Raw genomic sequence first — 19,337 nt, forward strand, 5'->3', positions numbered from 1 at the left:
TAAAAAAATGAAAAAAGTGGATTACGCCGATAGCGCTAATTGATTTTTAATACGTTGTAAGTATGCTTGCTTAGTCGACTCAAGCCAACGTTCTCGGCCGCCATCAAGCACTTGCCCCTGTAAATCATCGGCAATTTGATGGGCACAATTGAGCATGATAGAAAAATTCATCAAGGCATCGCCATAACACGGCAAGGTCATGAATAAAACGACCCCTTGCGTATTAAACTGCTCCATATGATCGGGATTAAATACACCAGGTTTTACCATGTTAGCCAATGAAAACAGGACTTGCTCTTTACCCGCATTATCTTGATGGCGATGAAAAATATTCATCTCCCCAAATTTAAAGTTCAAGGCCAGTAAACAAGGAAGCAGTTCTGCACCATTAAAAATCTCTCCTTCCTTGGCTGTGACATGTAACACCAACACATCTTGTGGCTCTGAGGTTTCACTCACTTCCTCTTTTTGTTCTTGCGGTAATGCTTCTTGAGCTTTTGATGTATTGTTCACTGATTGATGTTCTGAGCCCAGCACCTGAGATTGGCTTTGACTTGATGCAGCACTGTACAGCGAAGCTTGTTGCTGAGAGCCTTCAGCAATAACGTCTTGTTTTCCTTGCTCAGCCTCTTGCTCAGCCTCTTGCTCAGCATAACCAAACAGAAGCGCATCTTGATGAGCCAATGTATCCACTTGTCTGCTCTTTAACGGCGCTTCTTTGATGCTTTTCTCTGGTGTTCTCTTCTCATTAGGGAAGGGCTCAGAAATACCTGGCATCTCAGTTAAGTGTTCAATATCAACCTGATGTTCTGCTAAAGGCTCTGGTTGAGATGAAGCCACATTTTGTGACGCTATCACTTGAGCCGACTCAACATCTTCTTGCCTGTGCACAGGCCTGCCACCCGTCCCCACTGGCTCTGTCCGTTGAGGAGATGAACGATGTTCTTGAGTGGGCGTCATCACGGCAGATTGTTGCCCTCTTCCTCTCGTGGCCTTTGACTCTCTTTGAACAGGATTCATATTCGGCGAAACCCTAGGCTTGGCTTTACTCACCCTCACTTTTCCAATTCCATCAGCATCAAAACCATCAGCATCTCTGTCAGTTTTCTCCGTAAAACATCCTTTTTGCGATACTTCTTTCAATGATTTTGGTTGCTGTTTTCTAATGGACCAAAAACCATGCACAAGCACTGCGATAATTGCTATCGCACCTAATATAAGCAATACCAGTTGCAAATTTTCCATTGGCTACCCTGTCTTTCCTATGTTTATTCTGCGTCAGCCATCGCTAACGCTTCATCAATATCTACCGCAACTATGCGTGACACACCGGGTTCATGCATAGTAACGCCAATAAGTTGATCTGCCAGCTCCATGGTGATCTTATTATGGCTAATATAAATAAACTGTACCGTTTGCGACATTTCTTTCACCAAACGGCAAAAACGTTCGACATTGGCATCATCTAAAGGTGCATCAACTTCATCTAGCATACAAAAAGGCGCTGGATTCAGTCTAAATATAGCAAAAACTAAAGATAATGCTGTTAACGCTTTCTCCCCACCTGACAGCAAATGTATCGTACTGTTCTTTTTACCCGGTGGTCTTGCCATAATAGTGACACCTGTTTCTAACAGATCATCGTCTGTCAACGCTAAATATGCGCTGCCTCCACCAAATACTTTAGGGAACAGTTGCCCTAAATCTTGGTTCACTTTATCGAAGGTTTCTTTAAAACGAACTTTGGTTTCTTTATCAATTTTATTGATAGCAGCTTCAAGACTCTTTAATGCTTGATGTAAGTCTTGATCTTGACTATCTAAATAATGTTTACGTTCACTTTGTTGTTCATATTCTTCAATTGCTGCAAGGTTAATGGCCCCCAGAGCCGAAATGCGTTGTCGCAATGCTCCCAATGCTTTTTGGCGCTTGTGTGACGAATATTCACAATCTAGATTTTCCATCACATCGGACACATCAATATTATGCTCTTTCAACAAGCTCATTTGGCTATTAATTTGTCCGTTAATTCCCTCACGACGCAATTTTATCGCACTCATGGATTGCGTCAACTCGTTAACCTTAGCCTGCCATTGCTTTCTATCCTGAGTGACACTATCACATGACAACTGAATGTGGGCTTGTTGAGCACGGATCTCGGTTAATTTTTCATCTTTTAATGCTTGTTCAGCCAACACTTGTGAAAGCTTACCCTGTAACTGCTCTATACTATCAATCTCTTGATTCGCATTTTGTTCACATTGAGTTTGCTTAAGCTTGGATTTTGCCGACTGCAGTTCTTTGATGCTGAGAGCATGTTGATCTATTTTTTGTTGATTAACCGCTAATTGCATCGTCAATGATTGCAACTGATTTAACGAATGTTGATAACAACTGTCGGACTGAGTTAGCGATGTGTTTTTTTCATTTAATTGGCATTGTTCGACCTTCCTTGTCTCTTCTAATTGATGTTTTTTATCTCGCTCTATCCCTAAACTACCGTTTAATACACTCTGCTCAGCAGACAACGCATCTATTCTCGAGCGTTCTGTGACCATTTCAGCGGTTAGACTTTGATTATCTTGTTGTAATTGCTCAAGCTGTTCTTGATTATGCGCTTGTTGCTGCGCCCTTTCAGTCATTTTTGAAGTCAAAGAGGCAATACTTAGCTGGCAAGCTTGTAACACCTCTCGGTTATCCCCTTGCCGCGCATTGAGCTCTGCCAAACACTCTTGGGTTTCTTCTAAGGCTTGATGAACTTGTATTAAACCTTGCTTAAGCTCTGCCACATGGGCGATTAATTCACTTTGCTCACGCTTGAGCTGCACCCAAGCGACATTATCACTGGCCGTGGCTTTCTTGAGCACAAAACCTTGCCCAATCATAAACCCATCGGCAGTGACCATCATGTCATCACTTTTCAGCTCAGGTAACAGCGCTAATGCGGCAGCCTTATCATTCACCCAATGAACGTGGGTTAACCAAGGAGAAAGATTCACTTTGGCTTGAATGACCTCATCCTTATAAAGATCATGTAAAGTAAACCCTTCTTGATGCGCCCCCACAAGCGTCGGCATATTGAGTAAACCATCAAATACCCATTCCACCGCTTTTTCCCAGCCGGGCTTAACCTCTAATTGTTGCCACAATGCTTGCTCAGTCTGCACGTTATCTTCAGTATGTAACAAACTCTCTACCACACTTAACCGGCCTTGCTTTTCTGCCAGAGACTGATTCAGCAAAGATTCCTCGGCTTGAATAGAGTTTTTTGCTTGGCTTTGCGCCGTAATTTGCCCTTGAATATCTTGTGCCAGTGACGTGTACTTCTCACGCTGATGCTGTTTGTCTTTGAGTTGTTGCGCCCACTGCGGGGATTCATCTTCAAGCAAACGTGCCTGCAATACCTGTATTTGCTCGGCGGTTTTTTCTTGTTGACGCAATTTTTGACGGTAAATAACCTGATGATGTTCATGTTGTTTACTGGTTAACTCAAAAGACAACGTCAGCTGACTCACAACATCATTTTGTTGTTTAAGCGCCTCATTGAGGCGAGTCATTTTTTCATTTAATTGTACAAGTACTGACTTATTGTCACTCAACGCGACCTGCATATAGGTATGGTCAGCCTGATGTTTTTCAATCTCTATTTGCAAGCCTTTATGGATTTGCTCATCATGCTGGTGCTTTTTTTCAAGTCCTGTCATCGCGGTATTTAACTCGCTCAGGCGTGATTGTAAACTCTGTTCTTGCTGCTGACGATGGCTTAATGCCTGCTCAAGTTGGTTGATATGGTTTTTGGCTAAATAGCATGCTTCTACTTGGGTTTGTTCTTCTTTATCGAGCTGATTTAATGAGACTTGCCACTGAGTCAAGGATAATTCCAACGCTTGTAATTTCGCCGACTCCGCTGCCATGGTTAACTCAAGTTCACTCAACTGTGATGTTAAAGTATCACTTTGATCTTGAAGTTCTTGATAACGCATGACTAACAGCTGTGCTTCTTGTTGTCGTTCAGTCTGCTTTAACTGCCGATATTCAAGCGCCACTTTTGATTGCTCTGAAAGTTTTTCTAATTGCTTTGCAAGTTCAATGCGAATATCACTGAGTCGTTCTAAATTTTCTCGAGTATGACGCATGCGGTTTTCAGTTTCACGGCGACGTTCTTTATAACGGGAGATCCCCGCCGCTTCTTCAATAAACACCCTAAGCTCTTGAGGTTTAGATTCGATGAGTCTAGAGATGGTGCCTTGTTCAATGATGGCATAACTGCGCGGACCTAGGCCCGTTCCCATAAACAAATCAGTAATATCTCGGCGGCGGCACTTTTGCCCATTTAAGAAATAATGAGAATCTCCTTCTCGGCTCACTTGACGTTTGACCGCAATCGCTTGATAACTGGCATACTCGCCTAATAAACGACCATCAATATTTTCAAACGACAGCTCGACACTGGCCACAGAAACAGGCCGGCGGGCAGTGGAACCATTAAAAATGACATCTGTCATGGCTTCACCACGCAGATTTTTAGCTGAACTCTCACCCAGCACCCACCTTACGGCATCAATCACATTGGATTTGCCGCAGCCATTAGGGCCAACGATGGCTGTCAGTGGATGAATAAAAGGGATTTTAGTGACATCAGTGAACGACTTAAATCCTGCCAATTTTATCTGTTTGAGTCTCATGTTGTCAGTGTGTCGGTCATGTCAGAACTAGAACTTGCATCACGTCCTAAAGGGTTAATATACTCAAAATGATGCATTCAAGCTCCCTTGGATAATGCAAGTATAGATAAAAATAAGAATATCTCTGCACTTTACCAAAGCCTGCCGTAATTTGTAATGCTTTTATTGCCTGATCGGCGCTTTTAACTTGTCATCTCAGGCCTAGTGGAACACAATCTAAGCATTTAGTGTCAAATTCAACAAATATGGACTTTATGGAACCTCAAAATCAATCAAACAAAAAAAGCGGCGTGAATTATTTTCTCATGGGATTTAGTCTCATCAAACGTCCGGGATTGCGCCGCTTTGTTTTTATTCCTCTGCTTATCAATTTGATCCTTTTCAGCGGATTATTCTATCTGGCTGTTAATCAATTAACCCATGTGTTTGATTGGCTCTCAGCACAACTGCCCAGTTACTTAAGTTGGCTCAATTTTATTTTATGGCCACTGGCTATTATCACCCTACTGGTTGTCTCTTCTTTCATCTTTAGTTCCGTCATGAATTGGCTTGCCGCCCCTTTTAATGGTTTACTGGCCGAAAAGGTCGAACAATTACTATCGGGTCAGTCAATGAATACTGGCTCAAATCTGGACGTGATTAAAGATATTCCCCGTACACTTTCTCGTGAGTGGATAAAACTGAAATATTACCTTCCACGTGCTTTGGTATTTTTAATTTTGTTTTGGGTGCCTTTACTTGGTCAAACTGTCGCCCCTGTTTTGTGGTTCTTGTTTACCGCATGGATGATGGCCATTCAATATTGTGATTATCCTTTTGATAATCACAAAGTGCCTTTCAGTGATATGAAAACGGCATTAACACAAAATAAAGGTAGCAGCTTTAGTTTTGGCGCTATGGTCACTTTATTTTCAATGATCCCTATTATTAACTTCATTGTGATGCCTGTCGCCATTTGTGGCGCAACAGCAATGTGGAATGATAAATATCGTGCTGATTATAAAAATTCATTGATAGCGCCAGATTAACGGCCTCAAAAAACAGTGTATTAAAATAAAGCGCATACTGCTTAAAATAAAAGTATGCGCAATACTTAACCAAACCCTATAGCTAAATCACTGCCAGTATCGCCATATTTCATTTTAGCCAATACTAATTAACACTATGAGAAAAAAGTTTTTTTTTATAACATAGAATATACAACAGACTTTTAATAACCAAAAGTTATAAAGAAGAACAAACAATCACTTCTATTGGCGCTCAAGGAGATTATGCTTGGGAGGTCCACAAAAAAGGAAAGTAGCTCATGAGTAAAATTTTCGACGATAATTCACAAACAATTGGCCATACCCCGCTCGTCCGCCTAAACCGCGTTAGTCAAGGTTATGTCTTAGCCAAAGTAGAAGCCCGTAATCCCAGTTTCAGTGTGAAATGCCGGATCGGTGCGAATATGATTTGGGATGCAGAGAAGAAAGGGACACTCACCAAAGACAAAGAGCTCATTGAACCCACATCAGGTAATACGGGTATTGCTTTAGCCTATGTTGCAGCAGCTCGAGGTTACAAGTTAACCCTGACGATGCCTAATACGATGAGCTTAGAAAGACGTAAGTTACTAAAAGCGTTAGGCGCACATTTAGTGCTAACAGAAGGGGCTAAGGGCATGAAAGGTGCCATTGATAAAGCCGAAGAAATTCGTCAATCTGCACCTGAAAAGTACGTGTTATTACAGCAATTTAATAACCCTGCTAACCCTGAAATACATGAAAAAACCACAGGTCCAGAAATTTGGAACGATACCGACGGTGAAGTCGATGTTGTTGTTGCTGGTGTGGGAACAGGAGGCACAATTACTGGCATAAGTCGTTACCTTAAGAATACCCAAGGGAAAGCCATCACATCCGTTGCTGTTGAACCTGTTGATTCTCCCGTTATTCAGCAAACATTAGCAGGACAAACAATTCAACCTGGCCCACATAAAATTCAAGGTATTGGCGCAGGGTTTATTCCCGGTAACTTAGACATTAATCTTATTGATCGTGTTGAAACTATTACCAATGAAGATGCCATTGATATGTCGTTAAGGCTCATGAAAGAAGAAGGTATTTTAGTCGGCATTTCTTCAGGGGCTGCAGTTGTTGCCGCTAACCGAATTGCTGCACTGCCTGAATTCAAAGATAAAACCATTGTTGTTATTTTACCTTCTGCGGCTGAGCGTTATTTATCTTCTGTACTCTTCCAAGGCGAATTTAGTGACGCTGAAAACGTACAGTAACAAGGTATAAACTCAATAAGAAGCTGAATGCCCCTTTATATTTTAATATACAATAAGGGCATTCAGCCTATTGCATTAGCTACCATGACAGAGACAATCGGTTTTAGGTGACCCTCAATCATTTTATTTTTTTGACTTAATTCACTTGTTCTTTCTTTTAACATCCCTCTTGTACCATAATGTTGATGATCATATTGTGCTGCACTGATATGCACTAAATATTGATACTCCAACCACTTTATCACCCCTAATACTTGATGAGCGTCAATATAAGATGCCTTTGAGTCCACTTGTTTTAAAAAGCGTTCAATACTATTGAGCATTGCCTCATTTAAACGACTCACCGCCACAGCAAGTTGAGGGTTACGTAATGCTTCCTCATGAAATGCCATTTCAATAATACAATCATCAGTTTGAGCCACTTTCGCTTGTACAAAACTGCAAGCAATGTCACTTAATGCTTGAATAAGTTGTTGTTTATCATTTTGTTGTAAACATTCTGGAGACCATTCATTGAGCAACCCCCAACTCTTATGTTCCAATTTCTCTCTCATCCATAGATGCTTCTCAGCAAAATAGGTCAGCGCATCACTGATTAAAGATTTAATATCACTAAAATAATAAGTCGTAGACGCTAGAGGCACTTGAGCCTGTTTAGCCACGGCTCGATGACGCACACCCCTTATGCCTTCTTGAACAATCACTGCTAAAGTGGCTTCTAAAATCGCAATTCTTCGTGCTTGGCCATCTTTTCGACTCGCTTTTCGCCCCACATATACTAAAGGCTGCAACATAGTTTGTTATCCCTGTTGTCTTTCATCCATGCAGCATGGTGCTTGAGTTCACTGCAATGTCGTTTCCTTGCATTGCAATACAGGATATGAACAATGGCAAGAAACCCAGCATAGTCGGTTTTTTTGACAAAAAAAAGATAAAAAAATGACGGATAATGACTATGATGATTGCTACTCTTATGCTCTAAACGATACAATCCCTGCCTAGTCGATATTCTCAATAATCACAGTACAATTTATTGAGCGACTTATCCTATTTAGCTATTTAGAGGTCGTAATGAACCACACATATATTCCGGGTAAAGATGAAGCTTTAGAAGTCTCTATTGCCATCATGCAAAAAAGGCTCGCAGAGCTAGGATTTGATATTGAAGAAGCATCTTGGTTAAACCCTGTGCCCTACGTTTGGTCTGTTCATATTCGTGATAAAAATTGTCCTGCCTGTTTTACCAATGGTAAAGGTGCCAGTCGTGACGCAGCCCTTGCCAGCGCATTAGGAGAATATTTTGAACGTTTAGCCTGTAATTACTTTTTTGCTGATTTTCATCTCGGTGAACAAGTCGCTAATAGTGAATTTGTCCATTACCCTAATGAGCAATGGTTCCCTATCGGGACTGAAGCTCGGCCTCATGGACTAATGAACGCTTCTTTATGGGAACATTACGATCCTGAAGGCGATCTCAATCTTAATACACTAATTGATATTCAATCTGGCAACCATGATAGAGGCATATGTGCCCTACCCTTCACGCATCAATCTACAGGTGAATTAACCTATATTCCAATGAATATCGTCGGTAATTTATTTGTCAGTAACGGCATGTCTGCTGGCAATACAAAAACCGAAGCCCGTACTCAAGCTTTATCGGAGTGCTTTGAGCGCTTTGTTAAAAATAAAATCATTGCAGAGGCCATTTCACTACCTGAAATACCCAGCGATGTGATTGCCCGCTTCCCAACAGTGGTTGAATCAATTAAAGAATTAGAGCAACAAGGCTTTCCAATCACTTGCTTTGATGCCTCTTTAGGCGGCGAATACCCAGTTATTTGCGTGACCCTATTTAACCCTGAAAACGGCGGCTGCTTCGCCTCTTTTGGTGCACATCCCAGATTTGAGATTGCCCTTGAGCGCACCGTCACCGAATTACTGCAAGGTCGCAGTCTTAAAGATTTGGATATTTTTCCGAGTCCATCCTTTGATAACGACGAAGTAGCGGATCACACCAACCTTGAAACCCATTTTATTGACTCTTCAGGGCTTATTTCTTGGGATCTGTTTAAAGACACTGCTGATTTTGCCTTTAGTGATTGGAATTTTCAAGGCAACACAGAAGAAGAATACACTCAATTACTGAATAAATTCCATGCCTTAGGCGCTGATGTATATATTGCTGACTATGCCCATTTAGAGACGTATGCTTGCCGTGTACTGGTGCCTGGATATTCTGAAATTTATCCTGTATATGAGCTTAGCTGGGTCAATAATAACCGCGCCATGGCGTTGCGTAAGCTTATTCAACAATGGATCAATGACTGTCAAAATGTCACATTAAGTCAAGAGATTATTGATGAAATTGATGCGTTAGATTTAGATGAATTCCAACCACTTGATCAACTTTTAGGCTTAGGTGTGGATGCCAGCTCTCCTTGGGCGACCTTGCGTATTGGTGAGTTAAGGTGTTTATTAGCATTAGCCACAAACGATCACGACACCGCCTTTGACTGGGCCATGTGGACCACCGATTTTAATGCCGGCGGAATAAGCCCAGCTCAGCAAAAACGTTTACGTTTTTATCATGCCATCAAAGCCATTATCACAGTGCTGATGGAAGGTAAGGATTTGCATGAATATGAAGCTAAACTTATTCGTATGTACACACAAGTCGATTATCAAGCGGCTAAGGCTCATGTGATGGGTAAAAGCCAAGGGTATGATTTAGTCAATATCGATGACTTACTTGGCTTTAATAAACATCAAAGCTTATTGAAAGCCTACGATAAATTACAACAAGCCAAGGCAAAATTCACGCAATGGGGCTAATGCTTATCAATAAGGTTTTATTACGATAACACGCTTAAATAACAAGGCCAGTTAACCGATGTTAACTGGCTTTTTTATTAAACAATTTAATTAACAGATAATCAACTCCATATAACAAAGCTGAACCTAAACTTAACATTTACAATTGACATATTTAGCTACAAATAGAAGGTTTTTTTATCCTCAAAACACGGCTATTATTATTGCCATTCTTTATACATAACACTTTTTATTGATTTTATTGAGTAGTATTTATCTAATAGTCAATATCTTATTAATCGTAAAAAGTCTTTCTGTTATTCACTGGCGAATATTGAGAGTATCTAGGTATGAGTATCTATATTACCCCGCAAAGTGCAATTGTTAAGTCTGTCTCTGGATTATTGAAAGTCAAAGATCATCAAGGAGAAACTTTATCTCTGCATGAAACAGACTATATTAATGAAGGCGAAATGATTTTATTTAACCAAGACTCAATTTTCTCTTTAACTCTAAATAACGGGAGTGAGATCTGCCATAGACAAATAAAGTCACAGCCCATGGCATACTCCTCCACTCCACTCACAGAATTAGTCATTAATGATATTACCACTAATAACATCATCAATATTATTGAAGCATCTAGAGACATTAAGGTGTCAGGTTATGTTAAAGGGGATATCGAACCCAATGGAGAGATCCAAATCGACCTTAAAAACAATCAATATTGTACTCACTTGGATTTAAGTGGACACTTTAGCATTGATATTCCAGGTTTCATTCTGGCAGAACATGATCATATTACGGTTCGCTATCGTATTAAAGATGAAAAGCATAATATATTTTGTACCAGTAAAGTTAAACAATATAACGTCATGTTAGTCGGTCCTTATATCGACCTGACACTATGCCCCATACATGTTCATAAACAGCCACCTTCTGAAGTAGCAAACAATAAAGTCACAGTAAAAGGCCTAGCCAAATACCAATTCTCTGAAAATGATAAAGTCACTATCACAATCAATCATCATCAATATATCACTCGAATCGACACACACGGGTACTTTAGTCTAGATATTGATTATCAAGATGTGCTTGCTGCTCAACAAATTACAGCAACACTAACGAGCTATGACATCTCAGGTAATCAATCTTCCATTTCGACAAGTCAACCTATCCAGTATACTAAAGATAAACTCAGTAGTTGACCAACTACGCCCATAAAAGTAAACGCATATGCTTAACTGATCTGACAGTGATGATTCTAGCTCATCACTGTCAGATCATTATCTTGTAAACTCAAAGTATTGAGTGCAATATCAATGATATTATTAGATATTTTCGTTTCACAGTCATTGACTGCAACGGCCACTTTTTGCAATTTTGCCGACACATCGTCTACAACAGTGACTCTCTGCTTTACTTCTGTAATTGAAGACTTTAAGTCATTATTCACCGTGGTAACTCTATTATTAACCGCTTCAATTTGCTGAGTAATAAGTCGCATATAATTGAGCATTGCTTGGAATTCAGATGCTTTCATACTGCTATCTTCAGCGATTGTTTCAAATTTGTTTGCCACAATTGCATTAACCTCTCCCTTAAACTCATCTTCTTGAGCAATCAGTTTCCAGTTCTTTAACGTATATACATTATGCCAAAGTGAGGTTTCTACTCTCGGGCCTAAATTAAATTCAAATGATGCAACAATTTTGATATCCGTTAAGGAACCTAGATTAATTTTTTGTTCGCTGCCAACGACCGACTTATATTCATTACCAAAAATTTCCCAGTAATTACTTTTTAAAACAAAGTAGCCTCCATACATTTTCTGCTTAACAATATCTCCCATACCACCCTCTTTTTATTATATTTAATGATAAACTTCATCATCAGCTTACAGTAATCATATACAAGATATAAACATATAAATGATATTAATTAATCTAGTTTGATTTAAAAAAAACATAAAAAATAATAATAACAATCTGTTTTTAATCACTAAAATATCAAAATTGACATCTTAACCAAATTAAACGTTTGTTACTTAGTTTACAGTACGCAGAAAAATAAAAAACACATAAGAAACTAATAACTCACTTTAATTAACAATGTTGTTAATAATAAAAACAACCTTTATTTTAATATGCTCATTTATTTTCAATGACTTAAATTAATAATAAAAATAATTTCGATACTCTGGTTATAACCACAAGTTACAAAGGAAAATAAAATGTAATTAGCTGTATCCAGCAGATGAAGGTGACTTTCAATAAGCGTATTAGCCGCCAATATGTTACTCTCACCGATTATAAGTCACATCTGTAAATATTAGAGCAGTTTTTCAGTTATTTATACAAAGCAGAGCTTATACGGTCTCGTAATCTCAGCTTTGATTCCAAATGTTGCTCTATCTTACCCATCAGATGTTTATGGATGAACAAATATTGTGATCACAGTACAGCCATGTGAATGAACGATCTTGAAGTCGTCCATCAATAAGCGATAACGCCATACAAAAGAGCGACAAGTGCTGTCTTCATTCTTGTTATAAAACAGGGTTCACTAAACGTGTTTTACGCTTTGTTAAATGCCCCGCTGTTTAAAAAAGGAACTTAGAGTGACTAGACACCCCCTCTTGCTTCTATTAAACACCTTTATCTGAATATAGTTTAATCATCAAAGTTCAATATAGCCTAAAGTAACCTTCATACTTTCCCTCGTCACTTAAATATTCGCTTTTATTGCAGAGCAAGGCTATTTCATCCATAAATCTTTACTCCCAATTTTTTACTACCACTAATAGATCGATTTATTGAGCATGATTAAAATGTAATCATTTGCTTTTGCCAAACATTCCCAGACAAATTAGCCACGTATAAAAAGCATCATCGATGAAAAAATAATATTTAATTACAATAGGTTAAATAACACACACTTAATATAAATTAATATTGAAACATATTCATAACATAGATATACTCCCGCGTCGTTACAAAATGAAAATATACTTCACAGAATGAACAATATCACCACTGTAAATAGTCAAAAGGATTTGCATGAAACACTTTAAAAAATTAGCAATTGCCACTTTATTATCTGCTCAATACTCACATGCTCAAGAGCATACTGCACAATTCGATACTCATTCCCTTAGTGACAATCAACAAAAAAACCAGCAGCGGGCAATTCAATTAGGTGAAGTTAAAACTTGGCATTCAGGTACCATTAACGCACTCAACAAGTTATCGTCCAGTGGAAACAGAGTACTCGGCTGGGATACTAGCCAAGAATACATTGCATTATTTAGCACTGAAACAGAAACTCCAGCTTTATTAACTGAAGTCAACCTAAACAACTTGGGATATGAATATAGCAATATAAACCAAGTCACACTCATCAATGAGGGCACACAAGTACTCATATGGGGAAGTATAAAGGTCGATACCGAAGATAATCATTATCAAACTGAACCGCGATTAAGCTTATTTTCATTTAATGATACATTTAACTTAATAGAAGAGCATTCCCTAACAATCAATAGTCATTATTCCACTATGACTGTATTCAATAATCATATACTCCTATCAGATTATAATAATCTAACCTTTTATATAGAGAATAATCAACTTATTGAAGCCGGCACAATTAATCAAAATTTACTGCCTAATAATATCCGCTCCTTTTGTATCGATAAAACAAGTCATCATATTTTTCTTGCCGGTTATGGCAACTCTTGGAATAATCAACCTGCATTATCTGTTTTTAAGCTTGATGAAACTAACCATCAATTCACTCATAAAGTAAGCTACGAAAGTGATGATAGCTATAATGTGCTTTGTCATGATGATAATAATGTCCTAATACAGAATTATCAAACAATAACGAACTTAGCATACAATACTGCTGACAACACATTAACCGAAAAATGGCAACTTAATACTTATAATGATCTTGGGGATAATTATGATCTCAGCAATGCATCAATCTATAATCATACCCTTTACTTTAATGAAAGAGATTATAGCCCCGAATCAAATATAGCAAGCTTTACAATCGATGATACTGGATTAACATTACTTGAAAAAACCAATATTTATAGTAACGATTATGGCAATCCAGCTAATCTTGAGCATATATTATTTAATAACGGTCAGTTAATTGGTCTTGCAACCGATCTTGATGCAATCTTCGCCAGTACAATCAATGATAATGCCACCATCAGTTCAACTCGGCTGTTAAAAGATGGAAAATTCAACCCACCAAGTATTTCCAATATTCAGTATTCATTACTTTCTGCTGATGGAGAACAGTTATTTTTACTCGATCAAAATAAAAAGAATCTTCACTTATTAATCAAAGATGATAGCCAATCCTATCTTCATGCTGAAGCCATTGATCTATCCGCTCTTAGTGCAAATACCAATCTATATAACAGTCAACTGCTCCTCACCGAGCATAACCAACTCATTATTATTAGTGAATCTAGCTACATAGTATTCTCTATTAACGAGAAAAATACACTGTCATTTATTCACCAAACAAATTATTCAGATACAAATTATCTCTCTTTTAGCGCACAAAATGCCACATTCAATCAAGAAAACAACGTATTAATGGCATTTAATTATAATGAACTTTACTTTTTCAAGCTCAATGCACAATCTCAATTTGAAATAATCACCTCTATTGAAAATGAAAATAATGATTTTTATAATACCCAATTAAAGACATTAGGCCAATATTTCTACACAATAGATAATGATACTATCACCACATTTATTTATAATGATCAATCAAATACCTTGAGTCAAGCAGCCCAAATGGCCATTCCTTATGGCACGCGTGATCTTCTATTAACGGAAAATAACCTGTATTTTTATAATTACAGTAGCCGATCTATACAAGCTTATAGGAAACAAGATAATGGTGAGCTCACATTATTATCTTTATCTCCTCTTGAACAAAATGATAGTGACTTTACTTTGATGAGTCCCTATTTGGCAATATCCTTAAATCACTACAATGATAATATCAATTTTTATCATATCAATCCCAAAACAGGTATCTGGTCTTTCAATGAGAAAACATTGCCTTTACCATCTCGACATAGCCTGAACTTCATTCCCTCTAATAATAGGTTTCTAAAACATATTAACTTATTACAAGACAACAATAACATTAAAGAAATCTTCCAATTACCAATCAAACGGGCGCCATTGATCCGCGGTCAAAAAGATAAATACACATTTTTAACCGAGAGTAACATTACACTCGATTTATTAAGTTTATTTATTGAAGAAGACAATGATGATACTTTAACCTTCAAAATTGAAGGATTACCTCAAGGCCTCAGCCTCAATGAACATAATCATGTCGTCGGCTCAATAACTCAAGCCACTTCAGGCTTCATGACCATTACGGCTACCGATAAAGATGGATTAACCACAGAGCTAAGCCTTGAATATGACATTAAAGCGTCTGCTTTCAACGCCAATCCCAGCCCAGTTATCATGGTGAATCCCAATCAAGCTATCTCTCTGGATTTAATGACACACTTTTTTGGCGAAGACAGTACATTAGAGACAAATGATCTGATATTTTCTTTGGTGACAAGTGACACTCTTTCTGAAAGTAGCACAGCAAGTAACCGACTAACTTTAACCGATAATGGATTATTAACAGGGACCTTAGTTGATACCGGACTTCACAGCATAATAATTACCATCACATTAGATGAAGGCGTGCAAAACATACTCACACTGGACATCGCCGTCAATTCCGCCCCTACTGTATTAGAAAGCAGCCACTTTACTTTTAAGGCTTCAGAGGCTTTATCAATTGATTTAAAAACGCTATTTAGCGATCCTGAAGGCAACCCACTGACTTTTGACACTTCAAGCTTACCCAGTGGATTAAGCCTATCTGATCAAGGGATAATAAGTGGTGCTGTTAATCAAACAGGTCATTATAGCTTTAACGTTAAAGCCATTGATGAAATGGCACTGACCTCAGAAACCAACATTAATCTTAATATTGGATCAGAGGGGGATTCGGGTGGTAGCCTAGGACTCCTCTCATTGTTACTCTTGCCTCTATTAAACATGGGCCGCAGGTATAAAAGGCACTAAATGCCCCTAATCAATCAGCCCATCAAGGGCTGATTGATTGTTCCAAATAACGCTAATCAAGTGATTTCTTAAAGCGGAATGATGCGACCGCAAGCCCTATTATCGTAAAGCCCAGTAACCATAAACTGTCATTCATCATGCCCATGACATCGGCATCTCTGAGCACGACCCCTCGTACCAGCCGCATGAAATGCGTGGCCGGTAACATCTCAGCAATCCACTGTGCAGCAGCAGGCATGCCTTCATAAGGAAACATGAAACCAGATAACAAAATTGACGGCAATAAGATAAAGAAAGTGAGTTGCATAGCTTGCATCTGGGTTTTGGCAATGGTCGATAGAATGAGCCCCAGCACTAAACTCGCTGAAATAAACAATAAGGTGACCAACAACAGTTGCCACATACTGCCATTAATCGGGACATTGAAAAATAAATGGCCTGCACCAATAATAATGCCCATTTGGACTAACCCAACAAAAACATAAGGAATGATTTTTCCTATCATTAACTCGATTGAGCGAATAGGTGTCGTAATAAGCAACTCTAAATTCCCTTTTTCTTGCTCCCTAACAATCGAAATCGCAGTGAACATGATCATTGTCATGGTCAAAATAATCCCCACAATACCGGGGACAATATTCACCGCTGAGCGCTGCTCAGGATTATAGAATTGTACAACTTCAAACGTTGCCGACGTTTGATTCTTCGGGTAATCCGATAAGTTAATCATGGGCATATTTCGAAGCTGCTTAACGGCACTAGCGATAGTCGTATCGGAGCCATCCACGACCCATTGACCAATGGGCTGATCCAAAGAGTATTCAAACTGAGGTGTTTCACCATCTTGTGACGCTGCCACCAATTTCTTTGCATACCTGTTCATCAAATCATGGGGGATAATCAATGCCGCTCTGACTTTACCATCAGTAATCGCTTGCATAGCGTCTTCAACTGTAGAAAATCTTTCTTTAAAATCGACAACTTGAGTTGCTGAAATTGAATCTATTAATAAATGTGAAAAAGCAGAACTGGCTTGATCGACAACGGCAACAGGGATGTGTCTTACCGTCGTATTGATAGCATAACCAAATAAAATCAGCTGCACTAAAGGTAACATCACCACCATACCAAAGGTGACTCTATCTCGAATAAGTTCAATACACTCTTTATACGTCACAGCTTTAATACGATTAATGACTTTCATTGACGCCCCTCCCCCGTACAGTTCACAAAGACATCTTCTAAGCTAGGCCGTACTACCTTAATATCACGTGGCTGCATTTGCTCTGGTACTTGCTCCCTTAACCAAGCAACAGGATCATTAATATTGTCTTTAATTAATACTCTTAAATGCACGCCTTGCTGAGCCACAGAGATCACTGAATTCAGTTGAGTTAATACCTCTTTTAACTGCCTTAATCCCTCACCGCCAACCTCAACAACTTGTGCTCCCATATCTTGCATTAATTGTTGAGGTGTTCCATCTGCCCGCAAACACCCCGCTTCTAAAATGGCCAGAGAATGACAACGCTCAGCCTCATCCATATAATGAGTGGAGACTAAAATGGTTGAACCTGTATCACAAATATCAAACAGCCTTTCCCAAAATTCTCGCCTATTTTGTGGATCAACCGCAGAAGTGGGCTCATCAAGAAATAATAATTCAGGTTTATGTAATGTCGCCGCCGCCAAGGCTAATCGTTGTTTTTGCCCACCACTTAAACTGCCTGCTCTTTGCTTTCTTCGTTTATCAAGTTCATAGACGCTAAGCAATTCTTCGACACGCTTACGCTCGTCATGGCGACCCAGTCCAAACACTTGTGCAATAAAGCGCAAATTTTCTTCAATGGTTAACTGCTCGTACAAAGAAAACTTTTGTGTCATATAACCAATACGTAACCGCAACGCCTCAATTTGATTAGGTAAATCCAAATCTAATACATTCACACTGCCTTGAGTGGGGGTTAAAAGCCCAGTCAATAACCGAATACTCGTTGATTTTCCACATCCATTAGGGCCTAAAAAACCATAAATTTTACCTCTTGGTACATTGATACTTAAGTTATCAACCGCCGTAAAATCACCAAATTTACGGGTTAACCCTTTCGCTTGAATCGCATATTCACTCATGGCATAACCACCTGTGCTGGCAGGCCGCTAGGTAAGTCTTTAGCCGTATCTGGTAAATTAACATCTGCTAGATAAACGAGTCGACTACGCTCTTTTTCATTTAGCGCGTAATAAGGAGTATAAGCTGAGTCCATTGAAATCCATGAAATTCTTCCTTGAAAAGGAGTCTCGACCCCGTCAACTCTCACCGTCACTTCACTACCCACTTTTAACTTAGCTCGATACGGCTCAGGAATATAGGCTCGCACATAAGGTGTATCACCACTTAAAATCACAGCAACAGGCGAATTTTTAGATACCCGTTCCCCTAAATTCCACGGTAAACTATCTAAAATACCATCTCTCGTCGCAGTAACACTTAATTGGTCATACGTTAATTTTTCAGATTGATAAACCGCCTTAGCAGCCGCAAGACTGGCTTCGGCTGATTCTAAATCTTCTGGCCGAGTACCATTCGTTAACTTCAATAAGGCTTCTCTGGCATTATTTCGACTCGCTAAGCTGGTTTTTTGATTCGCCACATCTTGATCGTATTGCGCTTTTGACGTTAAATTTGATGCAAGCAAATCTTTTGTTCTCGCTAAGGTTTTTTCTGCTAATGCTAAACTAGCTTCTGCATCATTCAGTGTGGCCTGCGCTGCAGCCACGTCCTCTTTTCGAGAACCATTTTGTAGCTTCACCAAGTTAGCCTCTTGCTCGGCGACATCTGCAAGGGTTTTATCAACAATTGCCTTTTGACGTAAATTATAAAGTTGAACCAGTAAATCTCCTTTTTTAACACGATCCCCTCTTTTAAAAGGCAATGCAGTCACGATTTCATCAGCGGTAGCCGTTAACGCCACTCGTTCTCTGATCAACGAACCTAGTGCGACTTTACCATCGAGATTTTGCCCACAACTGGTGATTAATAACACTAGTGGCAGCCAAAAAATAAAACGCCATTGATTCAAATTAACATTCAGCACATGCATTCAGTTTCCCCTTAAACACTCACAGATTGAAATCAGCCTAGATTAAATTTAGAACAGTTTTTACATTCAAGAAAGGCATCTAAAGCCACTATTAGTGATAAAACAAAATAAGGGTTATTCAGCCACTTTCATAAAAATGGAATATAATCTGGAACACGGTTTTATTGCAAGCAAGGGATTGCAATAAAATTCCTCAAACTGGCGCAAAATGAGGAATAAGGAGCTTAACTAAGTTCAATAACACTAGAAATAGTCGTCATCAGAATTGACTTTATTATAAACTTCAATGTTGAATTATCGGTATCGATAAAGACATTAACACTGTATCCCT

The 19,337-nt window shown here is 38.9% G+C and carries 12 protein-coding genes; 5 read left to right on the plus strand and 7 right to left on the minus strand.

Annotated elements, in window-relative coordinates:
- Positions 1–21 precede the first annotated feature (21 nt).
- The gene (gene zipA, locus Q0976_RS17415; RefSeq protein ID WP_299495144.1) at positions 22–1,245 is read right to left on the minus strand and encodes a cell division protein ZipA; all 1,224 of its coding nucleotides are present in this window, start codon (positions 1,243–1,245) and stop codon (positions 22–24) included.
- Between the two features lie 23 nt (positions 1,246–1,268).
- Positions 1,269–4,685 carry a chromosome segregation protein SMC gene (locus tag Q0976_RS17420; protein WP_299495145.1) on the minus strand — a complete coding sequence of 1,139 codons (3,417 nt, stop codon included), beginning with the start codon at positions 4,683–4,685 and terminating at the stop codon, positions 1,269–1,271.
- Between the two features lie 254 nt (positions 4,686–4,939).
- On the opposite strand from Q0976_RS17420, the gene cysZ reads away from it, so the two are divergent.
- On the plus strand, positions 4,940–5,713 hold the full coding sequence (cysZ, locus tag Q0976_RS17425; RefSeq protein ID WP_299495146.1) for a sulfate transporter CysZ: 774 nt from the start codon (positions 4,940–4,942) through the stop codon (positions 5,711–5,713).
- Positions 5,714–5,991: 278 nt separating this feature from the next.
- The gene (gene cysK, locus Q0976_RS17430; protein ID WP_299495147.1) at positions 5,992–6,960 is read left to right on the plus strand and encodes a cysteine synthase A; all 969 of its coding nucleotides are present in this window, start codon (positions 5,992–5,994) and stop codon (positions 6,958–6,960) included.
- Positions 6,961–7,022: 62 nt separating this feature from the next.
- Here the strand turns inward: cysK and Q0976_RS17435 are convergent, their stop codons facing one another.
- Positions 7,023–7,754 (minus strand): TetR family transcriptional regulator, encoded by a 732-nt coding sequence (locus Q0976_RS17435; RefSeq protein ID WP_299495148.1) that lies wholly within the window; start codon positions 7,752–7,754, stop codon positions 7,023–7,025.
- 277 nt (positions 7,755–8,031) lie between these two features.
- Here Q0976_RS17435 and ycaO point away from each other — a divergent pair, with 277 nt between their 5' ends.
- Positions 8,032–9,795: a 30S ribosomal protein S12 methylthiotransferase accessory factor YcaO gene (gene ycaO / locus Q0976_RS17440; RefSeq protein ID WP_299495149.1), complete on the plus strand. Its 1,764-nt coding sequence runs from the start codon at positions 8,032–8,034 to the stop codon at positions 9,793–9,795.
- A gap of 329 nt (positions 9,796–10,124) precedes the next feature.
- Positions 10,125–10,982 carry an Ig-like domain-containing protein gene (locus Q0976_RS17445; RefSeq protein WP_299495150.1) on the plus strand — a complete coding sequence of 286 codons (858 nt, stop codon included), beginning with the start codon at positions 10,125–10,127 and terminating at the stop codon, positions 10,980–10,982.
- Positions 10,983–11,038: 56 nt separating this feature from the next.
- Here Q0976_RS17445 and Q0976_RS17450 read toward each other — a convergent pair whose 3' ends face one another.
- Positions 11,039–11,626, minus strand: a complete 588-nt coding sequence (locus tag Q0976_RS17450) for a hypothetical protein (protein ID WP_299495151.1) — start codon at positions 11,624–11,626, stop codon at positions 11,039–11,041.
- A gap of 1,207 nt (positions 11,627–12,833) precedes the next feature.
- Here Q0976_RS17450 and Q0976_RS17455 point away from each other — a divergent pair.
- Positions 12,834–15,905, plus strand: a complete 3,072-nt coding sequence (locus Q0976_RS17455; RefSeq protein WP_299495152.1) for a putative Ig domain-containing protein — start codon at positions 12,834–12,836, stop codon at positions 15,903–15,905.
- Between the two features lie 52 nt (positions 15,906–15,957).
- Here Q0976_RS17455 and Q0976_RS17460 read toward each other — a convergent pair whose 3' ends face one another.
- The 3 genes from Q0976_RS17460 to Q0976_RS17470 are packed head-to-tail and all read right to left on the minus strand — an operon-like array spanning position 15,958 to position 19,006.
- Positions 15,958–17,109: an ABC transporter permease gene (locus Q0976_RS17460; RefSeq protein WP_299495153.1), complete on the minus strand. Its 1,152-nt coding sequence runs from the start codon at positions 17,107–17,109 to the stop codon at positions 15,958–15,960.
- A complete protein-coding gene (locus Q0976_RS17465; RefSeq protein WP_299495154.1) occupies positions 17,106–18,035 on the minus strand; it encodes an ABC transporter ATP-binding protein in 930 nt (309 codons plus the stop codon). Before Q0976_RS17465 ends, Q0976_RS17460 begins: the two co-directional genes overlap by 4 nt.
- Positions 18,032–19,006, minus strand: a complete 975-nt coding sequence (locus tag Q0976_RS17470; protein WP_299495155.1) for an HlyD family efflux transporter periplasmic adaptor subunit — start codon at positions 19,004–19,006, stop codon at positions 18,032–18,034. The genes Q0976_RS17465 and Q0976_RS17470 overlap by 4 nt, the downstream gene beginning before the upstream one ends.
- Positions 19,007–19,337: the final 331 nt, after the last annotated feature.

The organism is uncultured Shewanella sp. (genome assembly GCF_947501665.1).
In the GTDB taxonomy this organism is placed as follows: domain Bacteria; phylum Pseudomonadota; class Gammaproteobacteria; order Enterobacterales; family Shewanellaceae; genus Shewanella.